Below are 24,253 nucleotides of genomic sequence, written 5' to 3'. Positions count from 1 at the left end.
TCCTAACGGTTCGTTTCCCGCTGCCTTGTTACGAGCACCAGCACGCCTAGCAGCACCAGCATGACGAGGAAATAGATCCACGCCATCGCAGCGGAATAGCCCATTCCGTATTTCGCATCATACATCGCGCTCTGGATCTGAGTAATGACCGGATTCAGCGAAAAGACGGACTGCATGATGACGGTATACACCATATTGACGATAATCATCGGGTTCAGCGCCGGCAGCGTCAGCTTCCAGAACGACTCCCATCTGGAGGCGCCGTCGATGCTCGCCGCTTCGTACATCGAGGAATCCAGCTTCTGCAGGCCTGCCAGGAAGATCAGCATCTGCACGCCGGAGAACCAGAGAATCGTAATAAACGACGTCAGCAGGAACACGATCAGATCGGCGAGCAGCTCCGGCATGCTTTCATGAAGCTTGCTCATTTCGATAATCGTCTGAATGCCCGGGAGCGTAGTGGCTCCTTGATCCATCAGCTGCTTGATGACAGGTCCGCTTGTAATAATGACCGGAAGAAAGTAAATCGTCCGGAAGATGCCTTTGCCGCGGATTTTCACGTTCAGCAGAAGGGAGACGATTAACGCGAACACGACGATGATCGGCACGATCACAAGTGTCTCAACAAAATAGGTAGCCAAGGTATCGCCGAACTCAACGTTCAGGAACAGCGCGTTCCGGTAATTTTCCCAGCCGATGAACGTTGTCTTGACTCCGTCTGCGGTAATCTTTACTTGGCTGAAGCTAAACAGCAAGGTACGGATCAACGGATAGCAGGTGAAGACCAAAAAACCTACGATCCAAATCCAGATAAACGATAGGCCGATAAGCGCCTCTCTAAGCCGGTAACGGATTTTCATGAACGGCCTCCTTCCCGGACCAAGAACCCTTGCGCCGGAATCTTGTTCCCGTCCGCCCTAACTTCATTCATGGTGTAATTGACATAGATGACGGTGCCGTTCGAGTAAGTGTTTCTAAATACGCCTTCCCGCACTTTTTCACGTTTGTCAAAGGTCGCATCCGCAACAGGCTTCAGGGCTTCCGCAACCGTCCGATATTCATGTACGGCCTGATCCTTCCACACCGAATACTGCGAAGTGAACAGCCACCATGACGACTCTGTGTTAGCCAGCTTGATCGGATCCTCGTCGGTCAGGATGAAGGACGGGTAGCTGCCGTAATCGATCATTTTCAGTTGCTCCTTCTGCGGGTTCGCGTTGAAATTGGAGGCCTGGGCGTAATAATCGACATGTCCTTTCAGCACAAGCTGCAGGAACGGCACCTCTTCGCTCTCCAGCAGGAAGCTTGAAGTGCTCATCGGCAGATCCATGATCCGGTCGGCAAACCTCCACAAGTAATAATTCGGCTTGTAAAATGCGTAGCTGTTGATGGAATCCCGGGGCAGCATCGACGTATACGTCTCGATCGACCCGCTGCGCGTAGACGTGGACTTCCCATAAGTGGAAAAAAGATTGCTGCCTATCGAGTCCATCGCGATATGGTCGATGCCGTGCTTCTGGAATGAAGAAATTTCATTCCCAAACAGCTTCGCGGACGCTGCCGGCTGCAGGTAGTACGACATATCATAGAACGAAAGCAGCTGCTTGGAAACGGACTGGGCGATGTCCCCCTTGCCGTATCCGTCCGCCGTCGCTCCGGCCATCACGTAGTCGGTATAGAAGTACACCGGAATGCCTAATGCTTCATACTTCTCCACGAACGCTTTCCAATCGTCCCCGCTGCCTACCTTTTCTTCAAACGGAAAATGAGTAGGAGATGCTCCGGTAGCGCCGCCCTCCGTGTAGCCGCGGACAACAACCATCATGCGGTCCACTTCATTTGCCCGCAGATCGGTCAGTATATCGTCCATTTGGTCCACGGTGGTCATGGGGATTACTTCGCTCCCAATCAATTGCTTTTGGTTGTCCGCGGCGAAAAATTCGATGCGGAGCGGGAGCGGATCCGCGCCGTCCTTCTTGGCGGGCAGCTCCCCCCGCTGCACAAGCTCGCTCTGTACCCGGTTTGCCATGCCGGAATAATCGGCCTGCGTGCCGGAAAGAAGCATGACTTTCATGGAAGCGTCGAATTGGTTCTTCTCTTCCTGGTTCAAGGTGATGCCTTTGCCCTCTTTGTCCAAGGACTGGAAGTAGTTTTCTCTGTATATCCATTTGGCCGTGGTCCAATTGTAAGCCGTAGTCACATTGCCCGGATAAGAGCGGATTTCCGCGTAAGGGGCGCCGCCCGTGATCATGGAAACGAAAGCGTTGCCGCCTTCCTTATGGGCGATGCCGAACACCGGCAGATACACTTGCTCTATGGGAGTCGCCATTCCTTCTGATAGCTGCGGGCTGCCCTTCATCCCGAGATCGTCGCCGAACACTCTCCCGATATAGGGCTGCGTCGCAAGCGTCTGCTCGTTCAAGCTGATAAGCGCTCCCGAACCGTCAGGAATGAGCATATATCCTTTATCCGGCTGAACTCCCTTAGTTGCCCCAAAGAACGGATACACGTAGAGGGACTGCAGCCGGTTGTCCTTATTCGTCTCCTGAATCGAATTCGCCGGAACCTTGACTTCGATCGCGTCTTCCGTCAACCTAACTTCCAGCTTCAGCGAGATTCCCAGCCTCTCGTAATTCACGTTCGCCGAGAAGCCGTCCTCCATAGGCTCAACCGCAATCTTCGCTTGCTCTCCGGTTACCGGCGCGGTGCTGATTTTGCGTTTGGCATCCATGTATTCCACGCTCAAGCCCGACTCGAAGAGCGATTGCCACGATTGGTTCAGCTTGTCATCCTTCTCGTCCAGCGTGCCGTCCCATACATAACCGTTCTGTTTGTCTTGGACTTTAATGCCGAGCGTGTTCTTATTTACATAAAGCGCCAAGCGAGCGTTTTCCGCAGCTTTCTCGTATGATGCGAGTCGATCGCCCGAAGCGTCCGCACCGGCGCCTGGAGCTTCCGGTTGGTTCACTCCCTGCTGCGCGAGCGCCGCGATCGAGATCAAACCGGCCAACAGCAGGAACGTTAACGATAGAGCAGCTATTCGTTTCACTTTGTTAAGCACGGTTTCTCATCTCCTGAATGATCGTTTGAATGAATTCCACTTCTTGATTAAATAAGAGCACTAACAAGAAAATAACCAGGGCAGCCAATACGATGCCGAACACCGTTAGGAACAAATTCCGCACCGTCTGCCTGAACGTATAATCATGCAGCTCCTTCACCATGATGCAAACGAGAAGCAGCGACCAGCCTTGGATAAACATCATCGAATAGTCGTAGACGAATTTTTCGTTATACGTCAGCACGTTGCTGATCAATGCGATCGGGAGCGCGAATATCAAATAAGGCGACAGCGCGTAAATCGTGCCGATGTAAACCTCCGACAGCTTTCCTTCTCCGTCGCTGATCGTGCTGACCATATAGTTCATAACGACCCAGAATATTAGCGGAACGGCCGTCGTCAGCATGATCGGCAATAAGTCCATTTGGTCGGGATCTCCGCTTGCGAACAAATATCCTTTGGCATAGACCAGAATGACTTGAAGCAGCAGCATCCAGACATACAGAACTGTTGCCGAGCGGACGGTCGCCCTTCTGTGTTCCTTCAGCTCCTGGACCGCATCGATCGGATGCTTGAGGAAGTAGAACATGAACCCGATTTCTTTCACCAGCTTGATGTCCGCCACGCGGTTTCTCAATCGTACGAGCGGCTGGAGCACGCGATACCGCCGATGCAGCGTTCGGATGACGTAACCCACAACGATAATGGCAAATACGGTATATACGACGACATTAATGTTTTGTTGAAGCCAATCATTGCGGATTTTCCAGAACGCGTCGGAATAGCCCTCCTTGTCTTCCGCCATCCGGAAGCTCTCCAGAGCCTTGCCATTCTGGTTTTGCTTGAAATACGATTCAGCCAACGATTTGTACGACAAAATAAAATAGCTGTTCATCTTGAGGATTTCTTTCCAGATGTCCTCGCTCTGCACGTATAACCCTTGCTTGTACTGGTCGACACCTTCATACACCTTCGTTCCGAACGGGGTGATCGAATAGCGGTTAATGACGTTCCGCTCTTTGTCGGCCACGTACAGCGTGCGTCCGGAGTCGGTGACGTCAATGGCCGAGGCGCTTTTAAACAGCCCCTGGCGCTCATACTTGTCATCCCCTCCGCCAAACATGAACAGCAAATTGCCGAAGCTGTCGTAAACGCAGATGAGCCCACTGACGTCTACCGTATAGATATTTCCGCCCGCATCCACGTCGATATCGACCATCGAATCGCTGGTCCAAGAGCTCGAGGACAAGATGTTATCACCGACAATATTCAGCTTCTTGATGCCGTCACTGCTAATTCCATTGGTTACCGTGTACAGCAGCCCTTGATAATCAAGCACAATGCTGGTCGGGGATGGCGGCGTCGATTTGAACAGCTGCGCCTTCTGTCCTTCGGTAAAAATGAAGCGTTGAATGAGCATTTTCATCGACAGGCTCGTTCGGTTCGCGCCGACATAACCCAGGAAATGCCCCTCGTTGTTCAACTGCACGACGCCGTTGATGGAGCCTTCGCTGATGACGTAGATGTTGCCGCGTTTATCCACCGCTACCTTCTTCGGCGCAAAATCATTCTTTTTGCCGTAAATCGGTTCCTCCGGACGGCCGAACTGTTTCACGAGCCTTCCCTGCTCGTCGAACACGACAATTTGCTTCAACCCGTAATCCGCGACGTAAACGAGTCGATCGGCTGCCACATACACGCCGGAAGGATTCGATAAGACGTCTTCTCCGATCGTTTGCGGTGCGTTGTTCTCTTCATAAACGACAATTCTTGCATTTCCGGGATCCGCGATATACAGCTTTCCGGTCGGCTCATCATAGAACAGATCCGCCGGCTGGTTTACGTCGAGCCGAATCATTCCGTCCGGTTCATATGCGGTTTGCGTCCCGACGATCATGCCTCCCGGGCCTTCGGTCCCCGTTTGGTACGGCGTAGCGGCCATAGCCGGAGCCGAGATTTGAACGAGCAGAAAGCATGCAATTACGACGAGCAACACCCATCTGCCTACCGTCTTCTTTTTCATCTGCTTCACACCTATTTCAGACCGGAATGAGCCATCGTATTCATAACCCGGCTTTGCATAAAGATAAAGATCAGTAAATTCGGGATAAACATGATGAGCGCGGCCGCCGCGGAAATCCCTTGGCCCGCCACTTCATTGTTGGTCGCCGTAAAGGTCGACATATAATAAGCAAAGTTCTTCAATTCCTCGTCATTGACGTACAGCGTCGCCGGCTCTATGCTGTTCCAGCTGAGCTGGAACGCCAGGATTGCAATCGTGGCGATCGCCGGCATCGTCATCGGAATGATGATTTTCCGGAAGATCGTAAAGTCGTTCGCCCCGTCAATCTGGGCAGCCTCTATCAGCTCATTCGGGATTTGGTCAATAAACTGCTTCAATAGAAACAAGCCGACAGGCATCGCCAAGAGCGGAAGAATATTAACCGAGAAGTCATTGATCAATCCGAGCTTGACGACGAGGAAGTACCTCGGAATGGAAACGGCGACCGGAACAAACATGAGCGCAAGCGTATTAATCGAAAACAGCATGTTCTTCAGCTTAAAATTTTTCTTTGAGAAGGCGTATCCGGCTGCTGCGCTGATATAAATTGTCGCGAACACCGTCACGACCGTAATGACGACGCTGTTGAATATATAGCGGCTGACCGGTATGCCGGAAACCGTAAATGTCGACAACAGGAACCGAAAGTTATCCATCGTCGGATTTTGAACGAAAAACCTCGGGGGAAACGCAAACAATTCGTCCATCGGTTTAAGCGAATGCGAAAATATAAAAATGATCGGCATCACCATGAAAACCGAGAGGGGAGCCAGAATCAGGTAGAACTTTAACTGACTGATATGAAATCGGCTCGGATTCATCTTTGTTCCTTGAAATGAAGCCATACTTGTTCCCTCCTACTCTTTCTCGGCGAACATTTTCCATACGATCTTCGAGCAAAGCCAAATAACCAAGAGAAGAACGGTGGAAATGGCCGAAGCATAACCCATCTCGTAGCGGATGAAGCCGTAATCCTCAATGTGATTGACGATCAACTGTCCGGCATACGACGGCGTCGGGTTCGTGCCCGACAGCTGAACCCCGATGAGCCCTGCTTGAAATGTGTTAACGACCGCCATGACGGCACCGAACAGCATTTGCGGCTTCATGGACGGAATCGTAATATGAACGATTTCTTGAAAGCGGTTCGATATCCCGTCGATATATCCCGCCTCATACATCTCCGAATTGATGTTCAAGACGCCTGCGAGCATCGCCAAAAACCCGATGCCCATACTGCTCCAAATCGTCACGACCATCATGATCGGCAGCAAATACTCGGGCGATTGAAGCCATTGGATCGGCTGCGTGATGAAGCCGTTGCGAATCAGCAAGCTGTTAATATAGCCCGTCGGGTCTCCGCTGAATATCGTCTTCCATACGACTGCCATCGCGACACCCATCGTAAGGGAAGGCGAATAGATGAGCAAGGCGAGCACCGTTCTCGGACCGCGCTGAATTTGCGCCAGCATCCAAGCGAGGAGGAACGATAAAATATACGAGATCGGGCCGACGATGAGCGAAAACTTCAAGGTGTTCGGCAAGACGTACTGCATGAACACGCTGTCTCTCATAAATAGATCGATATAATTTTTGAGCCCCATAAACTTCGGCATTTGAATCGCGTTAAAGCTTGTGAAGGAGAGCCCGACCGCAAATATGACGGGAAGCACGATAAAGACAAAGAAAAGCAATAAATAGGGAGCGAGGAAAAGGTAGGCGGAGCCTTCCTTTTCTCTCCATTTCTTAAACTTGCTGCGGGGCTTCGGCGTCCCGTCGATTCGCGGCAGCGCCGCTGCATCGGACTTAGTTTCCATCTCTTCCTCTCACCCAACTTTCTACATCCTCGATTGTTGCGATACGGTAAGGAGCGACAACCTTGCCCTGGTTCATATATCCGAATTCTTCCATCTTTCTTGCCGTTTCCTTGTCGATCTCGTTCACTGCGTCTTCCACGGCCGAACGGATATTTCCCCCATCGAATACAACCTTGGTCCAAATATTGCTCAATTCGCGTTCGATTAAATAGGCGCTCGGCGACTTAGGCACTTCCTTGAGCCACTTCCACTGCTCCAGAACGACCTGTTTGTCTTCCTCCGGCCAATACAGCTGGGAGAAGGCTTCGTTATTTGCGGTATTCCACAAATATTCTTTGCCGTACAACGTTTGCAGCTGGTTTGCAAAGTGCACCTGGGTCTCCGTTGAAATCCACCATTTTAAAAATTGCCAGGCTTCGTCGGGATGCTTGGTGCTCTTGAAGATCATGGACACTTGCGCCGAGCCCGGCTCCCATCGTTCCGTCACCCCGTTATGCTTAATCCCTGGCGCGGGAGCGATTTTCCACGAGCCCTTCAGCTCGGGGGCCGCCACTTGCATTTGGATATACGTAGCGAAATTGCTGACGCCCAGAGGCATTTTTCCGGAACGGAAGTGCTCATAAAATACGGGCACCTGCATCTGCAAACCATACAGCTTGAACAAATTCGTCATCAGCTCTATGCCTTTCAGCGACTCCTTGCTGTCGATTCCCGTCTCAAAGGCGTCCTTTCCGAATATATCCCCGCCCGCTTGATAAATGAAAGGCGCGGTAGCCATGAACGGCTTCATTCCCGTCGCGCCGGCGATCGGCGAATAGAAATTCATGCCATACCGCTGCAGCTCCGGCATGATTTCGATGACGTCGTCCCATGTATCGGGCACAGGAATGTTGAGCGAATCCAATATATCCTTCCGATAGAACAGTACGTAAAAATCTTGCGTTTCAGGAACACCGTATACTTCGTCATTCACGATGAGCGGCAGCAGCGCCCCGGGCGAGAACGGCTCGATCACTTGGCCGAAGTCGTCAAATTGCTTGAGATCGAGCGCTGCGCCCCGGAAGCCCAAATCGAATGGGATATTGTTGCTGATACCGAGAGCCAGGTCCGGGGCAATGCTGGATGAGGCGGCAAGCGTAAGCCGCTGCTCGTTAGGCAATGTCGAGAAATTCACCTTGATGCCCGTCTTCGGCGTAAACTGTTCGTCCACCATTCGCTGCAGGAGCTCCATATAGTTTCTAGGCCGGTTCATCCAGACGTTCAACGTTACTCCATCGTCGTTGTCCTGCCGTTTCGGCGACCGGAACGTATGGAAGAATTGCTTGGTGCTTTCATATACGGAGTTGATCCAGGAGGCTTTGTGCTCCGGATAAGAAGCGTCTTTGTTCGAAATGTACAATTGGTCTACCGTTAGCGGCTGCATTTCCAAATCGGTGATCGCATTCGACAAGTTCTGCGTCACGGAACCTGCCCCGCCGTTCAGCTCATTCAGCTTACGCGGAATCTGGTTCGGCTCGGCCGCCAGCTTCTCCAGGCTCCCGACTGCCATCTTCATTGCAGTCAGGCCCTTGGAGCTGTCTACGCCGCCGTTCAGCATGACCGCCTTCTCATATTCTTGATTAAGCGCTTTCGCTATATCAAGTAGATCTCCCTGAATAGTCGGAAAGTGCTCCGTAATCTCCCACTCCCGATTCTGATCCACGTCGTTGCCCACTAATTTGCGGATTTCCAATGTCAGATCGTTGGTCTGTTTAATGGATTGCTGCAGCAATTGCATCACATCGTAATACGGGCTCGCATCCGCCATAATCCCGATCCGGTGCTTTCCTTTGCTTAAATAAAACAGATAAGGGCCTTCATCTCCTTGCAGCACTTCGGTCTTCCACGAGGTCGAATACTCGAAAGGATAATGCTTCGCTTCCTCGAAGGGAATATGCCCGTCGATCGTAAAGGTTCGGAACACTCGGGAATTTGGTTTGTCCTCTTGCTTATATTTAACGCCGATTTGGTACAGGCCGTCCTTTTCCACAAGGATGTCGTAATAAACCGTTTGGCCCGATATATCCCATGTTTTTCCGCCAAGCGTGTTGAGCAGCAGCAGGTTCGTCGCATAAGGGCTTACTCCCAAGTTTCTGCTTGGCAGCGGGTTGATCGTCGTATCGTTTTTGAAATCGGGTTTTTCCGCTTCCTTCACAATCATCGCCGACTTCGCTTCTGTCTTATCGATGTGCTGTGCGGCATATTGCGCATACGACGGCAATGCAGCCGGAGTTGCAACGGTAATGCTGCCGCTTAACAATTCTCCGTTCATTAAAGTAAATTTAATGATGTTTTTCCCTTTGTTCAGCTTGATCTTAATCGGCTCCGGATTCATCCGGTTCGGATCCGCGAATTCAATCGTCTGCCACTCGTCCGCCCTCACCTGCGTCGGCATCACTTCGTTCCCGTAGCGGTCCTTCGGAAACGTATCCGTGTTGCTTTTCCAAAGCGGCGGGAGAACAAATCGATTGGCTTCCAGAGCAGGGGATTTTCCGTTTACTTGAATGCTGTACTCCGTGGATTGCAATCCTTCGGCAAGAATAAAATAATCGAATGACAGGGTATACTCGCCTTCCTTCGGAACTTCAATTTCGGCTGCGAAGGAGTCGCCCTTCTTCAGGTGAATCGCGCCGTCATGGTAACCGTAGGCAGCCTCTCTGGCAAGAATCGGTAAGTTGGAATCGGCTATAAAACGGGAGGGGGCGATCCTGAAGGATCCCCCGTCGGCCGGAATCATTCCTTCTTTCTCCCTTTGATCCAGAGAGGCAGAATTGCGGTTATTGACCATATTGGAATTGGAATCGGCATCACCATTCCCTCTGCTAATGAAGCCGCTAATGCCTGAGATCATGATGATTCCAATCAAGATCAAGCTGAAGGTGATCTTGGCTCCTCTACGCCTTAACATGGATTCTACCTCCTCTGGCCACCGGTCTTAGGTTACTGCGTCAAAGCGGAGATTGCGTCGGCTGCTGCCTTGTATTCATCGTTCGCAAGCTTATTGATTTGTTCCGCGTAATCTTCGATCTTCGTACCTCCCTTAATGCTGTCAAGAATCAAATCGCCGAGGTTGGCGTTTTCCTTATCACCGACTTTGACGCCGGTTGGCGCTTCCCATCTGGATCTTACAACGCCCGGAATGAACTTGACGCCCTCCAAAATCGCGTTGTCGATGTTATCGTAAGCCTCCTTCAATCCTTCATAGCCGCCGTTAGCGAAATATTGATCAAGGATGCTTTGGTCCGTCGTCATCGGCAGGGATGTATAGGAACCGTCCGTGTTCAGCTCCATACGCTTCAAAATGCCGTCTTTGCCGAACGTCATATATTTAGCGAATTCGTATGCTTCTTGTTGGTGCTCGGTGCTCTTCGAAATACCGATGAAATCGCCGATCAAAATAAATTTGCCGCCAGGGATGCCGATAAACTTGGATTTGAAGTTCAGATTGCTGAAATCCTTCGTTGCCCATGTGCCTTCCCACCGGACTGCAACCTTTCCTTGATTCCACACGTCGCCGTGCCAGGTGGCATTGTACTTCGCTTTTTCGTCTTCGGACAGGCTGTCGAACGTGTATTTGCCCTGCATAATTTCCTTCGCCTTGTTCACGCCTTCAATAAACACCGGGTCGTTCAAGTGATACTGCTGTCCGTCCCATGTAAACCAGCCGAGCTTCGAATTCACGGAGGCCGGGTACCAGTCCGGAATTTGGACCGCTTCGGACAATCCGAGAACGTCTTCCGAAGGATTGTTCAGCGTTTTTACCGCGCTCAGGAACTCATCCCAAGTCGGGGAATAGTTCAGCTCCGGCAGGTTAGCTTGCTCAAACAAGTCTTGATTGATGAAGTAACCCTGGAAGAACATCCCCGCAGGAACTGCGTAGATTCCGCTGCCGTAATGCGTGGCGTTCTCGAGCGCCTTCGGAATGTTTGCCCACTCCGGATCGGATGCAGCGATTGTCTCAAGGTTGAGCAGCCATTCGTTCGTCAAGCCGAACGGAATGTTCGGAAGCATCATGACGTCGGGCAATTTGCCCGCAGCCGCTGCAGCCGCCAGGGAATCGCCGTATTTCGAATAGTCGAACGATTCGTCCAGCTGGATATCGATGTTCGGATGAGCTTCTTCGAACGCCGCGATCATTTTTCTTTCAATGTTGTTTTCGGCTTCGGTGCCGAGGTTCCAGTTCACATAATTGATCACAATCTTCTCGCCCGAGCCGACATTTGCATCATCGCCAGGCTTATTCGTTTGTTCCTGGTTCTGCCCTTGGTTCGGCTCCGTTGCGTTGTCGGTCTTGCTCGACGAACAACCGCTTAACAGTGCGACCAGCAGCGTAAGAATAAGAGCGAATACAACGGTTTTCTTCATACTGATCCCTCTCTTTTGATTATTGTTGTTTATCTTCCATCGCCTTCCGTGAAATGCGTACGGCGCTTCATTCCCTAATGGCAACGCTTTCACTTTGGCTTCGGCGAAGGCTTAATAGCGAAGCTTGCATGATCTTCGCACGACCAGCTCCGTCGGCAGCACATACTCATGCTCGAGCTCGCGGCCGTCCAATAGCTGCATAATCAGGTGGGCGGCTAGCGAGCCGATCTCGTACTTAGGCTGACGGATTGTCGTGAGCGGCGGGTTCATGTGCTCGGCGAGGAAAATATCGTCGAAGCCGACGATCGAAATATCGTCAGGAACCCGAATACCTGCCTCTTGAAAAGCTTTAATCCCGCCTGCGGCCATTTCGTCGTTCGCATAAAAAATCGCATCCGGGAGCTTGCGCTGGCCGATCAGCAATTTCGTTGCCATATAGCCGCCATCAATCGTAAATCTTCCGTTGATATTCAAGTTGGATGTGCATTCAAGATTGTAATCGCTTAAAGCTTGCAAATACCCTTTGTAACGAAGCTTGTGATCGTAGGAATTGCTTGAACTGCTGATATACGCGATTTGCTTGCAGCCATTCTTGATCAGCAGCTCCGTCGCCATATAACCGCCTTTCTCGTTATCGACAAGAACATTGTAGATATAATCGCCCTTGAGGTACCGGTCAAGAACGACGATCGGGAAGCCTTTGCGTGCGGATTGCAAAATCGCTTCATCATGTAGATTGTGTTCCGAGATGATGACGCCGTCTACGCGCTTCTCCCTCAGAAATTTGATCGCGGTCGATTCGCTGCCGCCGAACGAACTGCAGGCAATAAGGTCGTAACCGTTCTCGAGCGCGACTTCCTGCACCCCTCGGATCAACTCCGAATAATACGGACCGGACATGTCGCTTAAAATCAGCGCAATCGTCTTCGTGCTGCTCCGCTTCAGGTCAGTTGCCAAACCGTTCTTTTGATAATTCAGCTGTTTGGCCGCTTCGATAACCTTCGCTCTAGTCGCTTCGCTGATCTTGCTGCTGCCGTTGATCGCGTAAGATGCAGTCGACAAGGACACCCCCGCCGCTTTGGCTACATCCTTCATAGTTGCCATTCACGTAACTCCTTCTCTTCTCTCAAACTTATATTTATCAGTTGAAACGTTTCACTTACCGATATCATAATGGAGAAAAATGACATCGTCAAGATTTTTTTGTAACCGCTTTAATAAATTTTCGTACACGCTTGAATTCTCGCATAAAGGCTTGTATGCCAAGGCTTATGCGAATCCACACGGACAATCCGTCGATTTTATTGCCGGGGTGAACAAGAGGTGAAACTTTAGTGAAACGAATCGTATATTAACCTCTATCCGACAACCTGCCTCGGAGTTTGGACACCGACATTAATCTCCAGGCACAAAAAGAGGAAACCGCCATGACGGCAGTTTCCCCAAAGGTTAAGCTTTATGATTCGTTACACTTCAACTTTACGATCTATCAGATATGCGGTCGCATAGACGATCAGCGCTGCTATGACGAATTCAAATGCAAGCCCGCCCCAAACGGACGCGTACTCCCCAGGCGATACGTTCACGCTGGTTTCGTTCCCGAACTGAATCGTAGCTGCAGGCCCGATCCACGGATCCTCCGTTCCAAAGAGCAGATGATTCATCCAACCGAGCAGATAATGCAGCCCGAAGAATACCAGGATGCCGATCCAGACGCTGCCTTTTTTCGTAATGCTCCGGGATACGGTAATCGCAAAGAAGATCGTAATCATTAAAAAGATGAACTGCCATACCCCCGATAAAACGCTCGCCACATAGTACCAGATCGGCAATTCGGATAAATGGAGCGCTTCCCATGGCAAACCGGACGTCCTCCAATATAGCCATGCATGGGCAATCATCAAAACAGACAGCACCAGCAGCGTTGCGCATGCGAGGACCAGGGATGACACAATGCTCCATACCGAGCGGACGGGAAGCAATCTGCGGTGGTATGCTTTAATGTTGCTGGCGAAGTTCTTGCAGGTAACTACGAGGAGCAGCACGCCTGCAGAACCGTAGGCCAGCATGCTCAGCATCATCATAATGCCCGGTTCCCAGTGCCTTATCGATCCGGTTACCGTAATGAGAACCTGCACAATCAACAGCACCGCGAGGGCCCCCAACAGCGTCGTCGCATTTCTCTTCCAGTCGTATTTCAGCAATCTCATCATGTTATGCATACACCTCTTTAAACATCTCATCTATGCTCTTGCCATGTTTAATTCGGATGTTCTCCACCTCGTCATGCATGACGATCTCTCCGTCCCGAATAAAGATGACTTCATCAAATATCCGCTCGATATCGCTGACCAAATGCGTGGATATGATGATGCTGCTGTCCTCATTGTAGAATTTGACGATGGCGTCCAAAATTTTGCCCCGGGCTACAGGGTCGACCCCGCCGATCGGCTCGTCAAGCATATACAGCTTGGCATTTCGGGATAGTGCCAGCGTCAGCTGCAGCCGCTCGTTCATCCCCTTGGAGAGGGCGCTTACCCGGTCCTCCGGGTTCAACTTCATGAATTCCAGCATGCTGCGAGCTTTATCCGGGTCAAAATCAGCGTAGAAATCCCGGAAGTATTCAATCGCATCCGATACCTTCATCCAGTCCTCGGTCAACGGGCGGTCCGGCATAAAGGAAACCTCCGCCTTCGTTTCAAGGCCGACCGGCATGCCCGCAATTTCCATGCTTCCCTTCGAAGGCTGCATCAGGCCAGCGGCGATTTTCATGAAGGTGCTCTTCCCGCTTCCGTTCGTACCCAGCAGTCCGATGATTTTACCGCTGCCGATGCTTAAGGATACGTCGTGCAGCGCCTTTCGCCCTCCGCCATAAACTTTGCTTATATTGCGGGCTTGCAGCAGATTCTCCATGTTCGCTCCACCTCACTTGTAATCATCAAGGTTCTTTCACGGCATCTTCAACGATGCTGACGATGTCCTGATCCTTAAAGCCCAGCTCCTGCATGCCGCGAATGAACCGCTCCAGCAGCTCGCCGGCCATCTCTTTCTTAATGGTCATAATTTTCGATTCCTCGCTTGTCACATATCGGCCCAATCCCCGCCGCGTCTCCACAATACCCTCACGCTCCAATTCCTGAAAAGTTCGCTGCACCGTGTTCGGATTGATCTGGAGCTCGGCTGCGAGCTCCCGCACTGATGGAATTTTATCTCCAGGCTGAAGATTGCCGATAATGATCTGTTTCTTCAGATAGGTCATGATTTGCAAATAGATCGGCAGATTATTGTCAAATTCAATACTCACTGTCCGGTAACTCCTTTCCGCCGCTCATCTCGGTCTTCTTGGCTTTCTCTACTAAGCGACATCCCGTTTTTTAAACGTAACAAAGCCTGCTCCGAGAAACAAGAGAAGATAGGCAGCGAGCACAGTAATGGAAAATGCTAAGCTCATGCCAGGGACCGGCGAGGACCCGCCTCCGCTGTACATGGACAGATCCACATTCAGGAACAGCAGATACTTCGACCAGCTGTAACGTGCGAGTAGTTGTACCACCATGCTCTCCACAATGACCGAAAACATGCCGATGCCGATGGCAGCTCCCGACGACCGGGTTAGGATGCCTACCATAAACGTCAAGGTTACGTATACAACTGTATAAACGAGATTGTACAGGGACCCCTGCAGGACATCATTAAGCGTAGCCGAGCCGTTCTCCATGCCGAAGGTAATCTGACCAGTTAGCACTGACACAGCTAGCATAAACGCTACAAGGGTTACTACATAAATTAGAATGGCCGTATATTTCGAAGCCAAAATTTTGGTCCGGCTTTGTGCGCGGATCAGCAGCAGCTTGATCGTTCCCATGCTGTGCTCCTTCGCCACCGTCCCTGCGGTTACGACGACCGCAAGCAGCGTCAGCATTTGGCCCATCCCTCTGGTGGAGACGGCCATCTCCGCAAATCCGTAGCCGTTGTCTCCACCGGAGAAGTTATACAGCATCACGGCAACGAGAATGACAGCGCCTGCCAGCAGCAGATAAGGCAAAAAGAAGCTGCGTTTCTTGAACATTTTGAGCCATTCGTTCCATACTAGGTTTCCAAAGCTACGCAATGCGGTTTCCTCCCGTCCATTTCAAGAATTCATCCTCGAGCGATGACTTGTGCTCCTCAACCCGATAAATGCGCACCCGCGCGTTACACAGTGCGGATATCAGATCGGGAATATCCTCTTCCTTCAATCGAACAGTCAAAGCTCCTTCATCCGGGATCGAACCGATCCGAGTCAGACCATCCAGTCTCAAGGCAGTCTGTTCGGCGAGTTCAAGATCATTGACGCGAAGCGTTACGGTAGACAGCTCTTCGTTCTCCCCGGCCTGGCCGATCGCTCGCTCCGTCACGAGTTTCCCCTCCTGAATGACAACGACACGGCTGCACATCAGCTCCATCTCGGACAGCAGGTGACTGGATACAAGAATCGCAATTCCTTCTTCGCGGGCAATTCGCTTCAGATAATCACGCATTTCGCGGATCCCTGCCGGGTCCAGACCGTTTGTGGGTTCATCCAGAATCAATATCGATGGGTTGTGCAGAAGAGCCTGAGCGATGCCTAATCGCTGGCGCATCCCGAGGGAATAGGCACGGACCTTCTTGTGAATCGCATCCTGAAGCCCGACCAGCTTAACGATCTCCATAATTCTTGTGATGCTTACGCCGTCAGACATACGCTGGTATTGTCTCAGATTGTCATAGCCGCTCATATACGGATAAAATTCAGGATTCTCGATAATGCCTCCGATATGACGAATCGCCTTCACAAAGTCTCCCTTAATACTATGCCCTTGCACCAGCACGTCCCCGCGGGACATCTCAATCAGACCGACAATCATCCGGATCGTTGTTGTCTTACCGGCGCCGTTAGGACCGAGCAAGCCTACGATTTCTCCGTGATGTATATCAAAGGTAAGGCCATCTACAATATTTCGACGACCGATCGTCTTGGTAACTCCGTTTACGGATAGAACGGGAGTTGTATTCGTTCCGACCATGGTTCCACTCCTCTTTTGTATCAGTGTTATAGTTGAATAGTACACTAAGATATTGGTATTGTAAAGCCCGGATAAGAAAAAAATGAAAAGGATTGAGATCGAAATGGCGGAAAGTAACTTCGAGGAGATAGATATATGTATCATTTTTGGGTTATGGACTTGGATGGAGTTGGGATACCGCAGGGGTGATATTTACAGGTCCACCTTCTGAACCAGCTGGATTTGTATGAATCATTATACATATCAGGCAAACGGCATGGAGGGTGTCAAGGTCGTGGAAATCGTTCCAGGCGCGTCGGCAGACGGCATTCTTGAGGTAGGCGATATCATTGTAAGCGTGATAAGATGAATATACGGCAGTAGGATGAGTTGGAGGGAATCGTAACGGCCGTGCAGCCTGGCGAAGAAATACACTGGCGTTTATTAGAGACGGTCAACAGCAACAAGCAACGCTTACTCGTACTCCCAATTGGCTAGCGAAGGCCGGTTGGCCATCCTCACTAGAACGGGAGTGGGAACCGTAATCCCTTACAGGATACTTTCGGGGGCGAGTTGAGCTTCACGCCCCTTAAAGCTCAACCCTGAGTTCTTCTTAAGAGGCGCCGGTAAACGATTTACTATATAAAATATTAATGACATACATATTTAAAAGGCCGTCATCGATTGCTCGATAACGGCCTTTATGGTTGTTCGCTTGGCGGCGTCCTACTCTCCCGGGACCCTTCGGTCCAAGTACCATCGGCGCTGGAAGGCTTAACGGTCGTGTTCGGTATGGGAACGCGTGGAACCCTTCCGCCATCGCCACCAAACGATTCAAGGTGGTTTGATCACCTGAAAACTAGATACGAAACGTCTTTGCGTCTTACTGAAAAATCTTTATGCTTCCGTAGCGAGCTTTCTTTCGAAAAGCTTGTAGGATAAGCCCTCGACCGATTAGTATTGGTCAGCTCCATGCATTGCTGCACTTCCACCTCCAACCTATCTACCTCGTCGTCTTCAAGGGGTCTTACTAATTGGGAAATCTCATCTTGAGGGGGGCTTCACGCTTAGATGCTTTCAGCGCTTATCCCGTCCGTACGTAGCTACCCAGCCATGCTCCTGGCGGAACAACTGGTGCACCAGCGGTACGTCCATCCCGGTCCTCTCGTACTAAGGACAGCTCCTCTCAAATTTCCTACGCCCACGACAGATAGGGACCGAACTGTCTCACGACGTTCTGAACCCAGCTCGCGTACCGCTTTAATGGGCGAACAGCCCAACCCTTGGGACCTACTTCAGCCCCAGGATGCGATGAGCCGACATCGAGGTGCCAAACCTCCCCGTCGATGTGGACTCTTGGGGGAGATAAGCCTGTTATCCCCAGGGTAGCTTTTATCCGTTGAGCGATGGCCCTTCCATGCGGTACCACCGGATCACTAAGCCCGACTTTCGTCCCTGCTCGACTTGTAGGTCTCGCAGTCAAGCTCCCTTATGCCTTTGCACTCTTCGAATGATTTCCAACCATTCTGAGGGAACCTTGGGGCGCCTCCGTTACTCTTTAGGAGGCGACCGCCCCAGTCAAACTGCCCGCCTGACACTGTCCCCGTACCGGATCACGGTACCAGGTTAGAACCTAGATACGATCAGGGTGGTATCCCAACGTCGCCTCCACACAAGCTGGCGCTCATGCTTCAAAGGCTCCCACCTATCCTGTACAGATCGTACCCAAATCCAATATCAAGCTGCAGTAAAGCTCCATGGGGTCTTTCCGTCTTGTCGCGGGTAACCTGCATCTTCACAGGTATTAAAATTTCACCGGATCTCTCGTTGAGACAGCGCCCAAGTCGTTACGCCATTCGTGCGGGTCAGAATTTACCTGACAAGGAATTTCGCTACCTTAGGACCGTTATAGTTACGGCCGCCGTTTACTGGGGCTTCGGTTCACAGCTTCGGATTGCTCCTAACCGCTCCCCTTAACCTTCCAGCACCGGGCAGGCGTCAGCCCGTATACTTCGCCTTGCGGCTTCGCACAGACCTGTGTTTTTGCTAAACAGTCGCTTGGGCCTTTTCACTGCGGCCCCCTCGGGCTATTCACCCTACCGAGGCACCCCTTCTCCCGAAGTTACGGGGTCATTTTGCCGAGTTCCTTAACGAGAGTTCTTCCGCGCGCCTTAGAATTCTCTTCTCGCCTACCTGTGTCGGTTTGCGGTACGGGCACCTTCACCTGACTAGAGGCTTTTCTTGGCAGTGTGAGATCATGACCTTCGCTACTGTAATTTTCACTCCCCATCACAGCCCAGCCTTACGATGTGCGGATTTGCCTACACATCAGCCTCACTGCTTGGACGGACATCCATCAGTCCGCGTCACTACCCTCCTGCGTCACCCCATCGTTCATAACGGTTTACGGTGGTACAGGAATTTCAACCTGTTGTCCTTCGACTACGCCTTTCGGCCTCGCCTTAGGTCCCGACTTACCCTGAGCGGACGAGCCTTCCTCAGGAAACCTTGGGCTTTCGGCGGATCAGATTCTCACTGATCTTTTCGTTACTCATACCGGCATTCTCACTTGTATGCTGTCCAGCGCTCCTTACGGTACACCTTCAACCTGCATACAACGCTCCCCTACCCCTGATGCAAAGCATCAAGCCATAGCTTCGGTGGTGTGTTTAGCCCCGTTACATTTTCGGCGCAGAGTCACTCGACCAGTGAGCTATTACGCACTCTTTAAATGGTGGCTGCTTCTAAGCCAACATCCTGGTTGTCTGTGCAACTCCACATCCTTTCCCACTTAACACACACTTGGGGACCTTAGCTGATGGTCTGGGCTGTTTCCCTTTTGACAATGGATCTTAGCACTCACTGTCTGACTCCCGGACATAAGTCTATGGCATTCGGAGTTTGACTGAGCTTGGTAACCCTTGCGGGCCCCGCACCCAATCAGTGCTCTACCTCCACGACTCTTCATTCCGAGGCTAGCCCTAAAGCTATTTCGGGGAGAACCAGCTATCTCCGAGTTCGATTGGAATTTCTCCGCTACCCCCACCTCATCCCCGCACTTTTCAACGTACGTGGGTTCGGGCCTCCAGTGCGTGTTACCGCACCTTCACCCTGGACAGGGGTAGATCACACGGTTTCGGGTCTACGTCCACATACTAAAGCGCCCTATTCAGACTCGCTTTCGCTGCGGCTACGGCTTCTCGCCTTAACCTTGCATGGGAACGTAACTCGCCGGTTCATTCTACAAAAGGCACGCCATCACCCCTATAATGGGCTCTGACTTCTTGTAAGCACACGGTTTCAGGTTCTATTTCACTCCCCTTCCGGGGTGCTTTTCACCTTTCCCTCACGGTACTGCTTCACTATCGGTCGCTAGGGAGTATTTAGCCTTAGCAGATGGTCCTGCTGGATTCATACGGGGTTTCACGTGCCCCGCACTACTCGGGATCCGTCTCGGAGGGTTCACATTTTCGATTACAGGGCTTTTACCTTCTATGGCCGGCCTTTCCAGACCTGTTCGTCTAATCTAAACCTTTGTAACTCCATGTGAGACGTCCCACAACCCCAGAGAGCAAGCTCTCTGGTTTAGGCTGTTCCGCGTTCGCTCGCCGCTACTGACGGAATCACTCTTGTTTTCTCTTCCTCCAGGTACTTAGATGTTTCAGTTCCCTGGGTATGCCTCCTCGCATCCTATGTATTCAGATACGGGTAACTGGCTATTACACCAGCTGGGTTTCCCCATTCGGACATCCCCGGATCGAAGCTTGCTTACAGCTCCCCGAGGCAGTATCGTTGTTCGCCACGTCCTTCATCGGCTCCTAGCGCCTAGGCATCCTCCGTGTGCTCTTAGTAGCTTAACCTTGTGCTTCGGTTTTGTGTTCATCGCTCTGTTGTCCGTCGGTTTCCCTGATTGAATAAATTCGTTCAGAGGTTGAAACCGACTCCCAAAGGATCGATGATCCCAAAACCTTCGCGTGCTACTTTTATTGAAACTTGTTTTGACACAAGTTCAGCTAAAAGGATATTTCTAAAACGCAAATTCGTTTCGTTATCTAGTTTTCAAGGATCAATGATTGATGAAATTGATTTGGTGGAGCCAAGGGGGATCGAACCCCTGACCTCCTGCGTGCAAGGCAGGCGCTCTCCCAGCTGAGCTATAGCCCCTCAAATTCCATCAAAACTGAACAAATGAAAGCACGTCATTGTCTTTGCTTTCGCAAAGGATCGGCGACCTTGCGGTCAGCCATATTTGAATGTCTTCGTTGCAGAAGACGATTCTCCATAGAAAGGAGGTGATCCAGCCGCACCTTCCGATACGGCTACCTTGTTACGACTTCACCCCAATCATCTACCCCACCTTCGGCGGCTGGCTCCCTTGCGGGTTACCCCACCGACTTCGGGTGTTGTAAACTCTCGTGGTGTGACGGGCGGTGTGTACAAGACCCGGGAACGTATTCACCGCGGCATGCTGATCCGCGATTACTAGCAATTCCGACTTCATGCAGGCGAGTTGCAGCCTGCAATCCGAACTGAGACTGGCTTTTTAGGATTGGCTCCGCCTCGCGGCTTCGCTTCCCGTTGTACCAGCCATTGTAGTACGTGTGTAGCCCAAGTCATAAGGGGCATGATGATTTGACGTCATCCCCACCTTCCTCCGGTTTGTCACCGGCAGTCACCTTAGAGTGCCCACCTTAAGTGCTGGCAACTAAGATCAAGGGTTGCGCTCGTTGCGGGACTTAACCCAACATCTCACGACACGAGCTGACGACAACCATGCACCACCTGTCTCCTCTGTCCCGAAGGCCGCCTCTATCTCTAGAGGATTCAGAGGGATGTCAAGACTTGGTAAGGTTCTTCGCGTTGCTTCGAATTAAACCACATACTCCACTGCTTGTGCGGGTCCCCGTCAATTCCTTTGAGTTTCAGTCTTGCGACCGTACTCCCCAGGCGGAATGCTTAATGTGTTAACTTCGGCACCAAGGGTATCGAAACCCCTAACACCTAGCATTCATCGTTTACGGCGTGGACTACCAGGGTATCTAATCCTGTTCGCTCCCCACGCTTTCGCGCCTCAGCGTCAGTTACAGCCCAGAGAGTCGCCTTCGCCACTGGTGTTCCTCCACATATCTACGCATTTCACCGCTACACGTGGAATTCCACTCTCCTCTTCTGCACTCAAGTTCCCCAGTTTCCAGTGCGTCCCGAAGTTGAGCCTCGGGTTTAAACACCAGACTTAAAGAACCGCCTGCGCGCGCTTTACGCCCAATAATTCCGGACAACGCTTGCCCCCTACGTATTACCGCGGCTGCTGGCACGTAGTTAGCCGGGGCTTTCTTCTCAGGTACCGTCACTCTCATAGCAGTTACTCTATGAGACGTTCTTCCCTGGCAACAGAGCTTTACGATCCGAAAACCTTCATCACTCACGCGGCGTTGCTCCGTCAGGCTTTCGCCCATTGCGGAAGATTCCCTACTGCTGCCTCCCGTAGGAGTCTGGGCCGTGTCTCAGTCCCAGTGTGGCCGTTCACCCTCTCAGGTCGGCTACGCATCGTCGCCTTGGTGAGCCGTTACCTCACCAACTAGCTAATGCGCCGCAGGCCCATCCTCAAGTGACAGATTGCTCCGCCTTTCATAACCCTGCCATGCAGCAGGTTTAATTATCCGGTATTAGCTACCGTTTCCGGTAGTTATCCCAGTCTTGAGGGCAGGTTGCCTACGTGTTACTCACCCGTCCGCCGCTAAGCTAATGGTTTCCCGAAGGAAACCGTTGCTCCGCTCGACTTGCATGTATTAGGCACGCCGCCAGCGTTCGTCCTGAGCCAGGATCAAACTCTCCAATAAAGATCGTCCGAAGGACGATGAATTGAAAGAGCGATTAAGCTCATTTAGAAGCTAACGTCTTCACGTTGCTTGTGTTTCATTGACGTGTTCCATTTGTTCAGTTTTCAAGGAACTTGATGTTTCATCTGTCGCGCCGATCAGTTCGATCAGCAGCGCAGGTTTATATCATACCAAGTTATCGACGTGATGTCAACACTTTTTTTCGACGCCGTTCGACAACCTGCATGAGCGTTTGTCAGAAGCGACAATTAGTAATATACCACCTGGGCGAAAAATTATCAAGGCTTTCGCTCAAAAAATTGATCTCCTTTTTATTCCATCACGCTTACCTTCCGAACTTCGGATTTATTTGCAATTTGTTATTCGAATTCATTGATTTCCACACGAAAAGGTTTTAATGTTAGTTCATTACTGAAACGGCGCATGAACGGCGCATGGTTCATGATTATGCCCACTACATAACACCACTCTATATAAGAAGAAAGGAGTTCCTTCAATGGCGGACAGAAGCGTAGCTCTCCAGAAACCCTCTGCCCCCCCAAGCCCCGTCCATGGCGGGACTCAACAGGCGACGGTATATCGGATACTGCTTGCGATCAGCTTCGTACACTTATTCAATGATTCGATTCAATCGGTCATCCCTGCGATCTTTCCTATTTTAAAAGACAATCTATTTCTAACCTTTACGCAAATCGGCTGGATTTCCTTTGCCATCAACTTTACTTCTTCCCTTATACAGCCGGTTATAGGCTATGCCGCCGACCGCAGGCCGACACCGATTCTTCTGCCGATCGGCATGTGCTTTACGTTCGCGGGCGTGTTCCTTCTTGCGCACGCGCATACCTATTTGCTTGTTATGCTTGCCGTTATACTCATCGGCCTTGGCTCGGCAACCTTCCATCCGGAAGGGATGCGGGTCGCCCATATGGCAGCCGGTATGCGAAAGGGCTTGTCTCAATCGATCTTTCAGGTTGGGGGCAATGCCGGACAATCCCTGGCGCCTCTGCTTACGAAGTTTATTTTTGTTCCCTACGGGCAAATCGGAGCGATGGCCTTCACCTTTGTCGCGGGGGCCGGCATCCTCGTCCAGAGCTATGTTGCCAAGTGGTACCACGGGATGCTGAAAGCAGGCTATACCTTCAAAAAGAGAACAGCCGGCAGAACGCTGGACCCTGCCCGCCGCAAAAGCATCTGGAACGCGACCGTCGTGCTCGTCGTCCTCGTGTTCATCCGTTCTTGGTATGGAGCAGCGATCAGCAGCTATTACGCTTTTTATTTAATGGATGCTTATCGGATATCCATTGAAAATGCGCAAATTTATATTTTTCTGTTTCTGGCTTCGGGAGCCGTAGGTACCTTCTTCGGGGGGCCGCTTGCGGATCGTTACGGACGACGGAATCTGATCATCTTCTCCATGATCGGAACAGCGCCGATTGCACTAATTCTGCCTTTCGTGTCTTCATTCTGGGCAGGGGTGCTGCTTGTGATCAGCGGATTCGTGCTTCTATCCAGCTTCTCGGTGACCGTGGTGTACGCCCAAATGCTGCATCCCGGCAATATCGGCACGGTCTCCGGACTAATCACCGGTTTTGCCTTCGGCATGGGCGGCATCGGCTCGCTGGTGCTCGGAAACCTCGGGGACGTCTGGGGAATTGCCAATGTCATGATTGCCGTCGGCTTCCTTCCTCTGCTGGGGCTTCTTGCCCTCTTGCTGCCAAGTGACCGAACGCTCGATCAGTGGTCGAAGGAATAACCGTCTGGCGATCCCTTAAATCACTACGAATAAAGAAACAATGGTCACACGGTGGCCATTAGCTAGATCAAATGTCCAAAACGCTCGCCATTCGCAATTTTTGCTGATCGGATGAGCGTTTTTCTTTTTTTATGTTAGGAATAGCAGGTTGTAAGGGAGCTTTTATTGAAAAGAGGACCCGGGGTCACCAGAGTCTCTGGGGCTTGCAGCGATCCTGTTTATTTTACGGACCAGCTTAATAAACCAATAGAGAAAGATCCACGGCAAAACATAGGTTGTCACCCATTCTATG

15 protein-coding genes, 1 tRNA gene and 3 rRNA genes are annotated in these 24,253 nt (G+C 51.2%); 2 read left to right on the top strand and 17 right to left on the bottom strand.

The annotated features are described in order from the left end of the window. Nucleotides 1–2 precede the first annotated feature (2 nt). The 13 genes from BBD41_RS17285 to BBD41_RS17225 all read right to left on the bottom strand — a co-directional run bounded on the left by BBD41_RS17285 (nucleotide 3) and on the right by BBD41_RS17225 (nucleotide 16,389). Complete coding sequence (locus BBD41_RS17285; protein WP_028406627.1) at nucleotides 3–860, bottom strand: carbohydrate ABC transporter permease; 858 nt, start codon at nucleotides 858–860, stop codon at nucleotides 3–5. Continuing rightward, complete coding sequence (locus BBD41_RS17280) at nucleotides 857–3,061, bottom strand: DUF5696 domain-containing protein (RefSeq protein ID WP_099478338.1); 2,205 nt, start codon at nucleotides 3,059–3,061, stop codon at nucleotides 857–859. Before BBD41_RS17280 ends, BBD41_RS17285 begins: the two co-directional genes overlap by 4 nt. Further along, on the bottom strand, nucleotides 3,054–5,084 hold the full coding sequence (locus tag BBD41_RS17275; RefSeq protein ID WP_099478337.1) for a YIP1 family protein: 2,031 nt from the start codon (nucleotides 5,082–5,084) through the stop codon (nucleotides 3,054–3,056). The genes BBD41_RS17280 and BBD41_RS17275 overlap by 8 nt, the downstream gene beginning before the upstream one ends. A gap of 11 nt (nucleotides 5,085–5,095) precedes the next feature. Beyond that, nucleotides 5,096–5,968, bottom strand: coding sequence for a carbohydrate ABC transporter permease (locus tag BBD41_RS17270; RefSeq protein ID WP_099478336.1), 873 nt, complete (start codon nucleotides 5,966–5,968; stop codon nucleotides 5,096–5,098). A 12-nt stretch (nucleotides 5,969–5,980) separates the two neighbouring features. Continuing rightward, nucleotides 5,981–6,940, bottom strand: a complete 960-nt coding sequence (locus BBD41_RS17265; protein WP_099478335.1) for a carbohydrate ABC transporter permease — start codon at nucleotides 6,938–6,940, stop codon at nucleotides 5,981–5,983. Then, nucleotides 6,930–9,887: an extracellular solute-binding protein gene (locus BBD41_RS17260; RefSeq protein WP_099478334.1), complete on the bottom strand. Its 2,958-nt coding sequence runs from the start codon at nucleotides 9,885–9,887 to the stop codon at nucleotides 6,930–6,932. The genes BBD41_RS17265 and BBD41_RS17260 overlap by 11 nt, the downstream gene beginning before the upstream one ends. A gap of 32 nt (nucleotides 9,888–9,919) precedes the next feature. Beyond that, on the bottom strand, nucleotides 9,920–11,344 hold the full coding sequence (locus tag BBD41_RS17255; protein WP_077568324.1) for an extracellular solute-binding protein: 1,425 nt from the start codon (nucleotides 11,342–11,344) through the stop codon (nucleotides 9,920–9,922). Between the two features lie 111 nt (nucleotides 11,345–11,455). Next, nucleotides 11,456–12,448: a LacI family DNA-binding transcriptional regulator gene (locus tag BBD41_RS17250; protein ID WP_099478333.1), complete on the bottom strand. Its 993-nt coding sequence runs from the start codon at nucleotides 12,446–12,448 to the stop codon at nucleotides 11,456–11,458. A gap of 362 nt (nucleotides 12,449–12,810) precedes the next feature. Further along, nucleotides 12,811–13,557, bottom strand: coding sequence for a hypothetical protein (locus tag BBD41_RS17245; protein ID WP_077568326.1), 747 nt, complete (start codon nucleotides 13,555–13,557; stop codon nucleotides 12,811–12,813). A gap of 1 nt (nucleotide 13,558) precedes the next feature. Beyond that, on the bottom strand, nucleotides 13,559–14,257 hold the full coding sequence (locus tag BBD41_RS17240) for an ABC transporter ATP-binding protein (protein WP_099478332.1): 699 nt from the start codon (nucleotides 14,255–14,257) through the stop codon (nucleotides 13,559–13,561). A 25-nt stretch (nucleotides 14,258–14,282) separates the two neighbouring features. Next, nucleotides 14,283–14,648 carry a GntR family transcriptional regulator gene (locus BBD41_RS17235; RefSeq protein ID WP_007132620.1) on the bottom strand — a complete coding sequence of 122 codons (366 nt, stop codon included), beginning with the start codon at nucleotides 14,646–14,648 and terminating at the stop codon, nucleotides 14,283–14,285. A gap of 51 nt (nucleotides 14,649–14,699) precedes the next feature. Further along, nucleotides 14,700–15,455: an ABC transporter permease gene (locus BBD41_RS17230; protein WP_077568329.1), complete on the bottom strand. Its 756-nt coding sequence runs from the start codon at nucleotides 15,453–15,455 to the stop codon at nucleotides 14,700–14,702. After that, nucleotides 15,448–16,389, bottom strand: coding sequence for an ABC transporter ATP-binding protein (locus BBD41_RS17225; RefSeq protein WP_099478331.1), 942 nt, complete (start codon nucleotides 16,387–16,389; stop codon nucleotides 15,448–15,450). Before BBD41_RS17225 ends, BBD41_RS17230 begins: the two co-directional genes overlap by 8 nt. 226 nt (nucleotides 16,390–16,615) lie before the next feature. Here BBD41_RS17225 and BBD41_RS30480 point away from each other — a divergent pair, with 226 nt between their 5' ends. After that, nucleotides 16,616–16,738 (top strand): hypothetical protein, encoded by a 123-nt coding sequence (locus BBD41_RS30480; RefSeq protein ID WP_257790684.1) that lies wholly within the window; start codon nucleotides 16,616–16,618, stop codon nucleotides 16,736–16,738. Between the two features lie 343 nt (nucleotides 16,739–17,081). Here BBD41_RS30480 and rrf read toward each other — a convergent pair. The 4 genes from rrf to BBD41_RS17205 form a co-directional block, all read right to left on the bottom strand. After that, nucleotides 17,082–17,198, bottom strand: a 5S ribosomal RNA gene (rrf, locus tag BBD41_RS17220). Between the two features lie 104 nt (nucleotides 17,199–17,302). Beyond that, nucleotides 17,303–20,228, bottom strand: a 23S ribosomal RNA gene (locus BBD41_RS17215). A 228-nt stretch (nucleotides 20,229–20,456) separates the two neighbouring features. Then, nucleotides 20,457–20,532 (bottom strand) — tRNA-Ala (locus BBD41_RS17210). A 121-nt stretch (nucleotides 20,533–20,653) separates the two neighbouring features. After that, nucleotides 20,654–22,208: ribosomal RNA gene (locus BBD41_RS17205) — 16S ribosomal RNA — on the bottom strand. The 16S, 23S and 5S rRNA genes sit together here with 1 tRNA gene alongside, the layout of an rRNA operon. Before the next feature lie 496 nt (nucleotides 22,209–22,704). Between BBD41_RS17205 and BBD41_RS17200 the strand changes: the two genes are divergently transcribed. After that, a complete protein-coding gene (locus tag BBD41_RS17200; RefSeq protein WP_099478330.1) occupies nucleotides 22,705–23,961 on the top strand; it encodes an MFS transporter in 1,257 nt (418 codons plus the stop codon). The last annotated feature ends 292 nt before the right edge of the window (nucleotides 23,962–24,253 follow it).

This window comes from Paenibacillus ihbetae, assembly GCF_002741055.1.
In the GTDB taxonomy this organism is placed as follows: Bacteria; Bacillota; Bacilli; order Paenibacillales; family Paenibacillaceae; genus Paenibacillus_AQ; species Paenibacillus_AQ ihbetae.
This window is presented reverse-complemented; position numbering and strand designations above follow the sequence as displayed.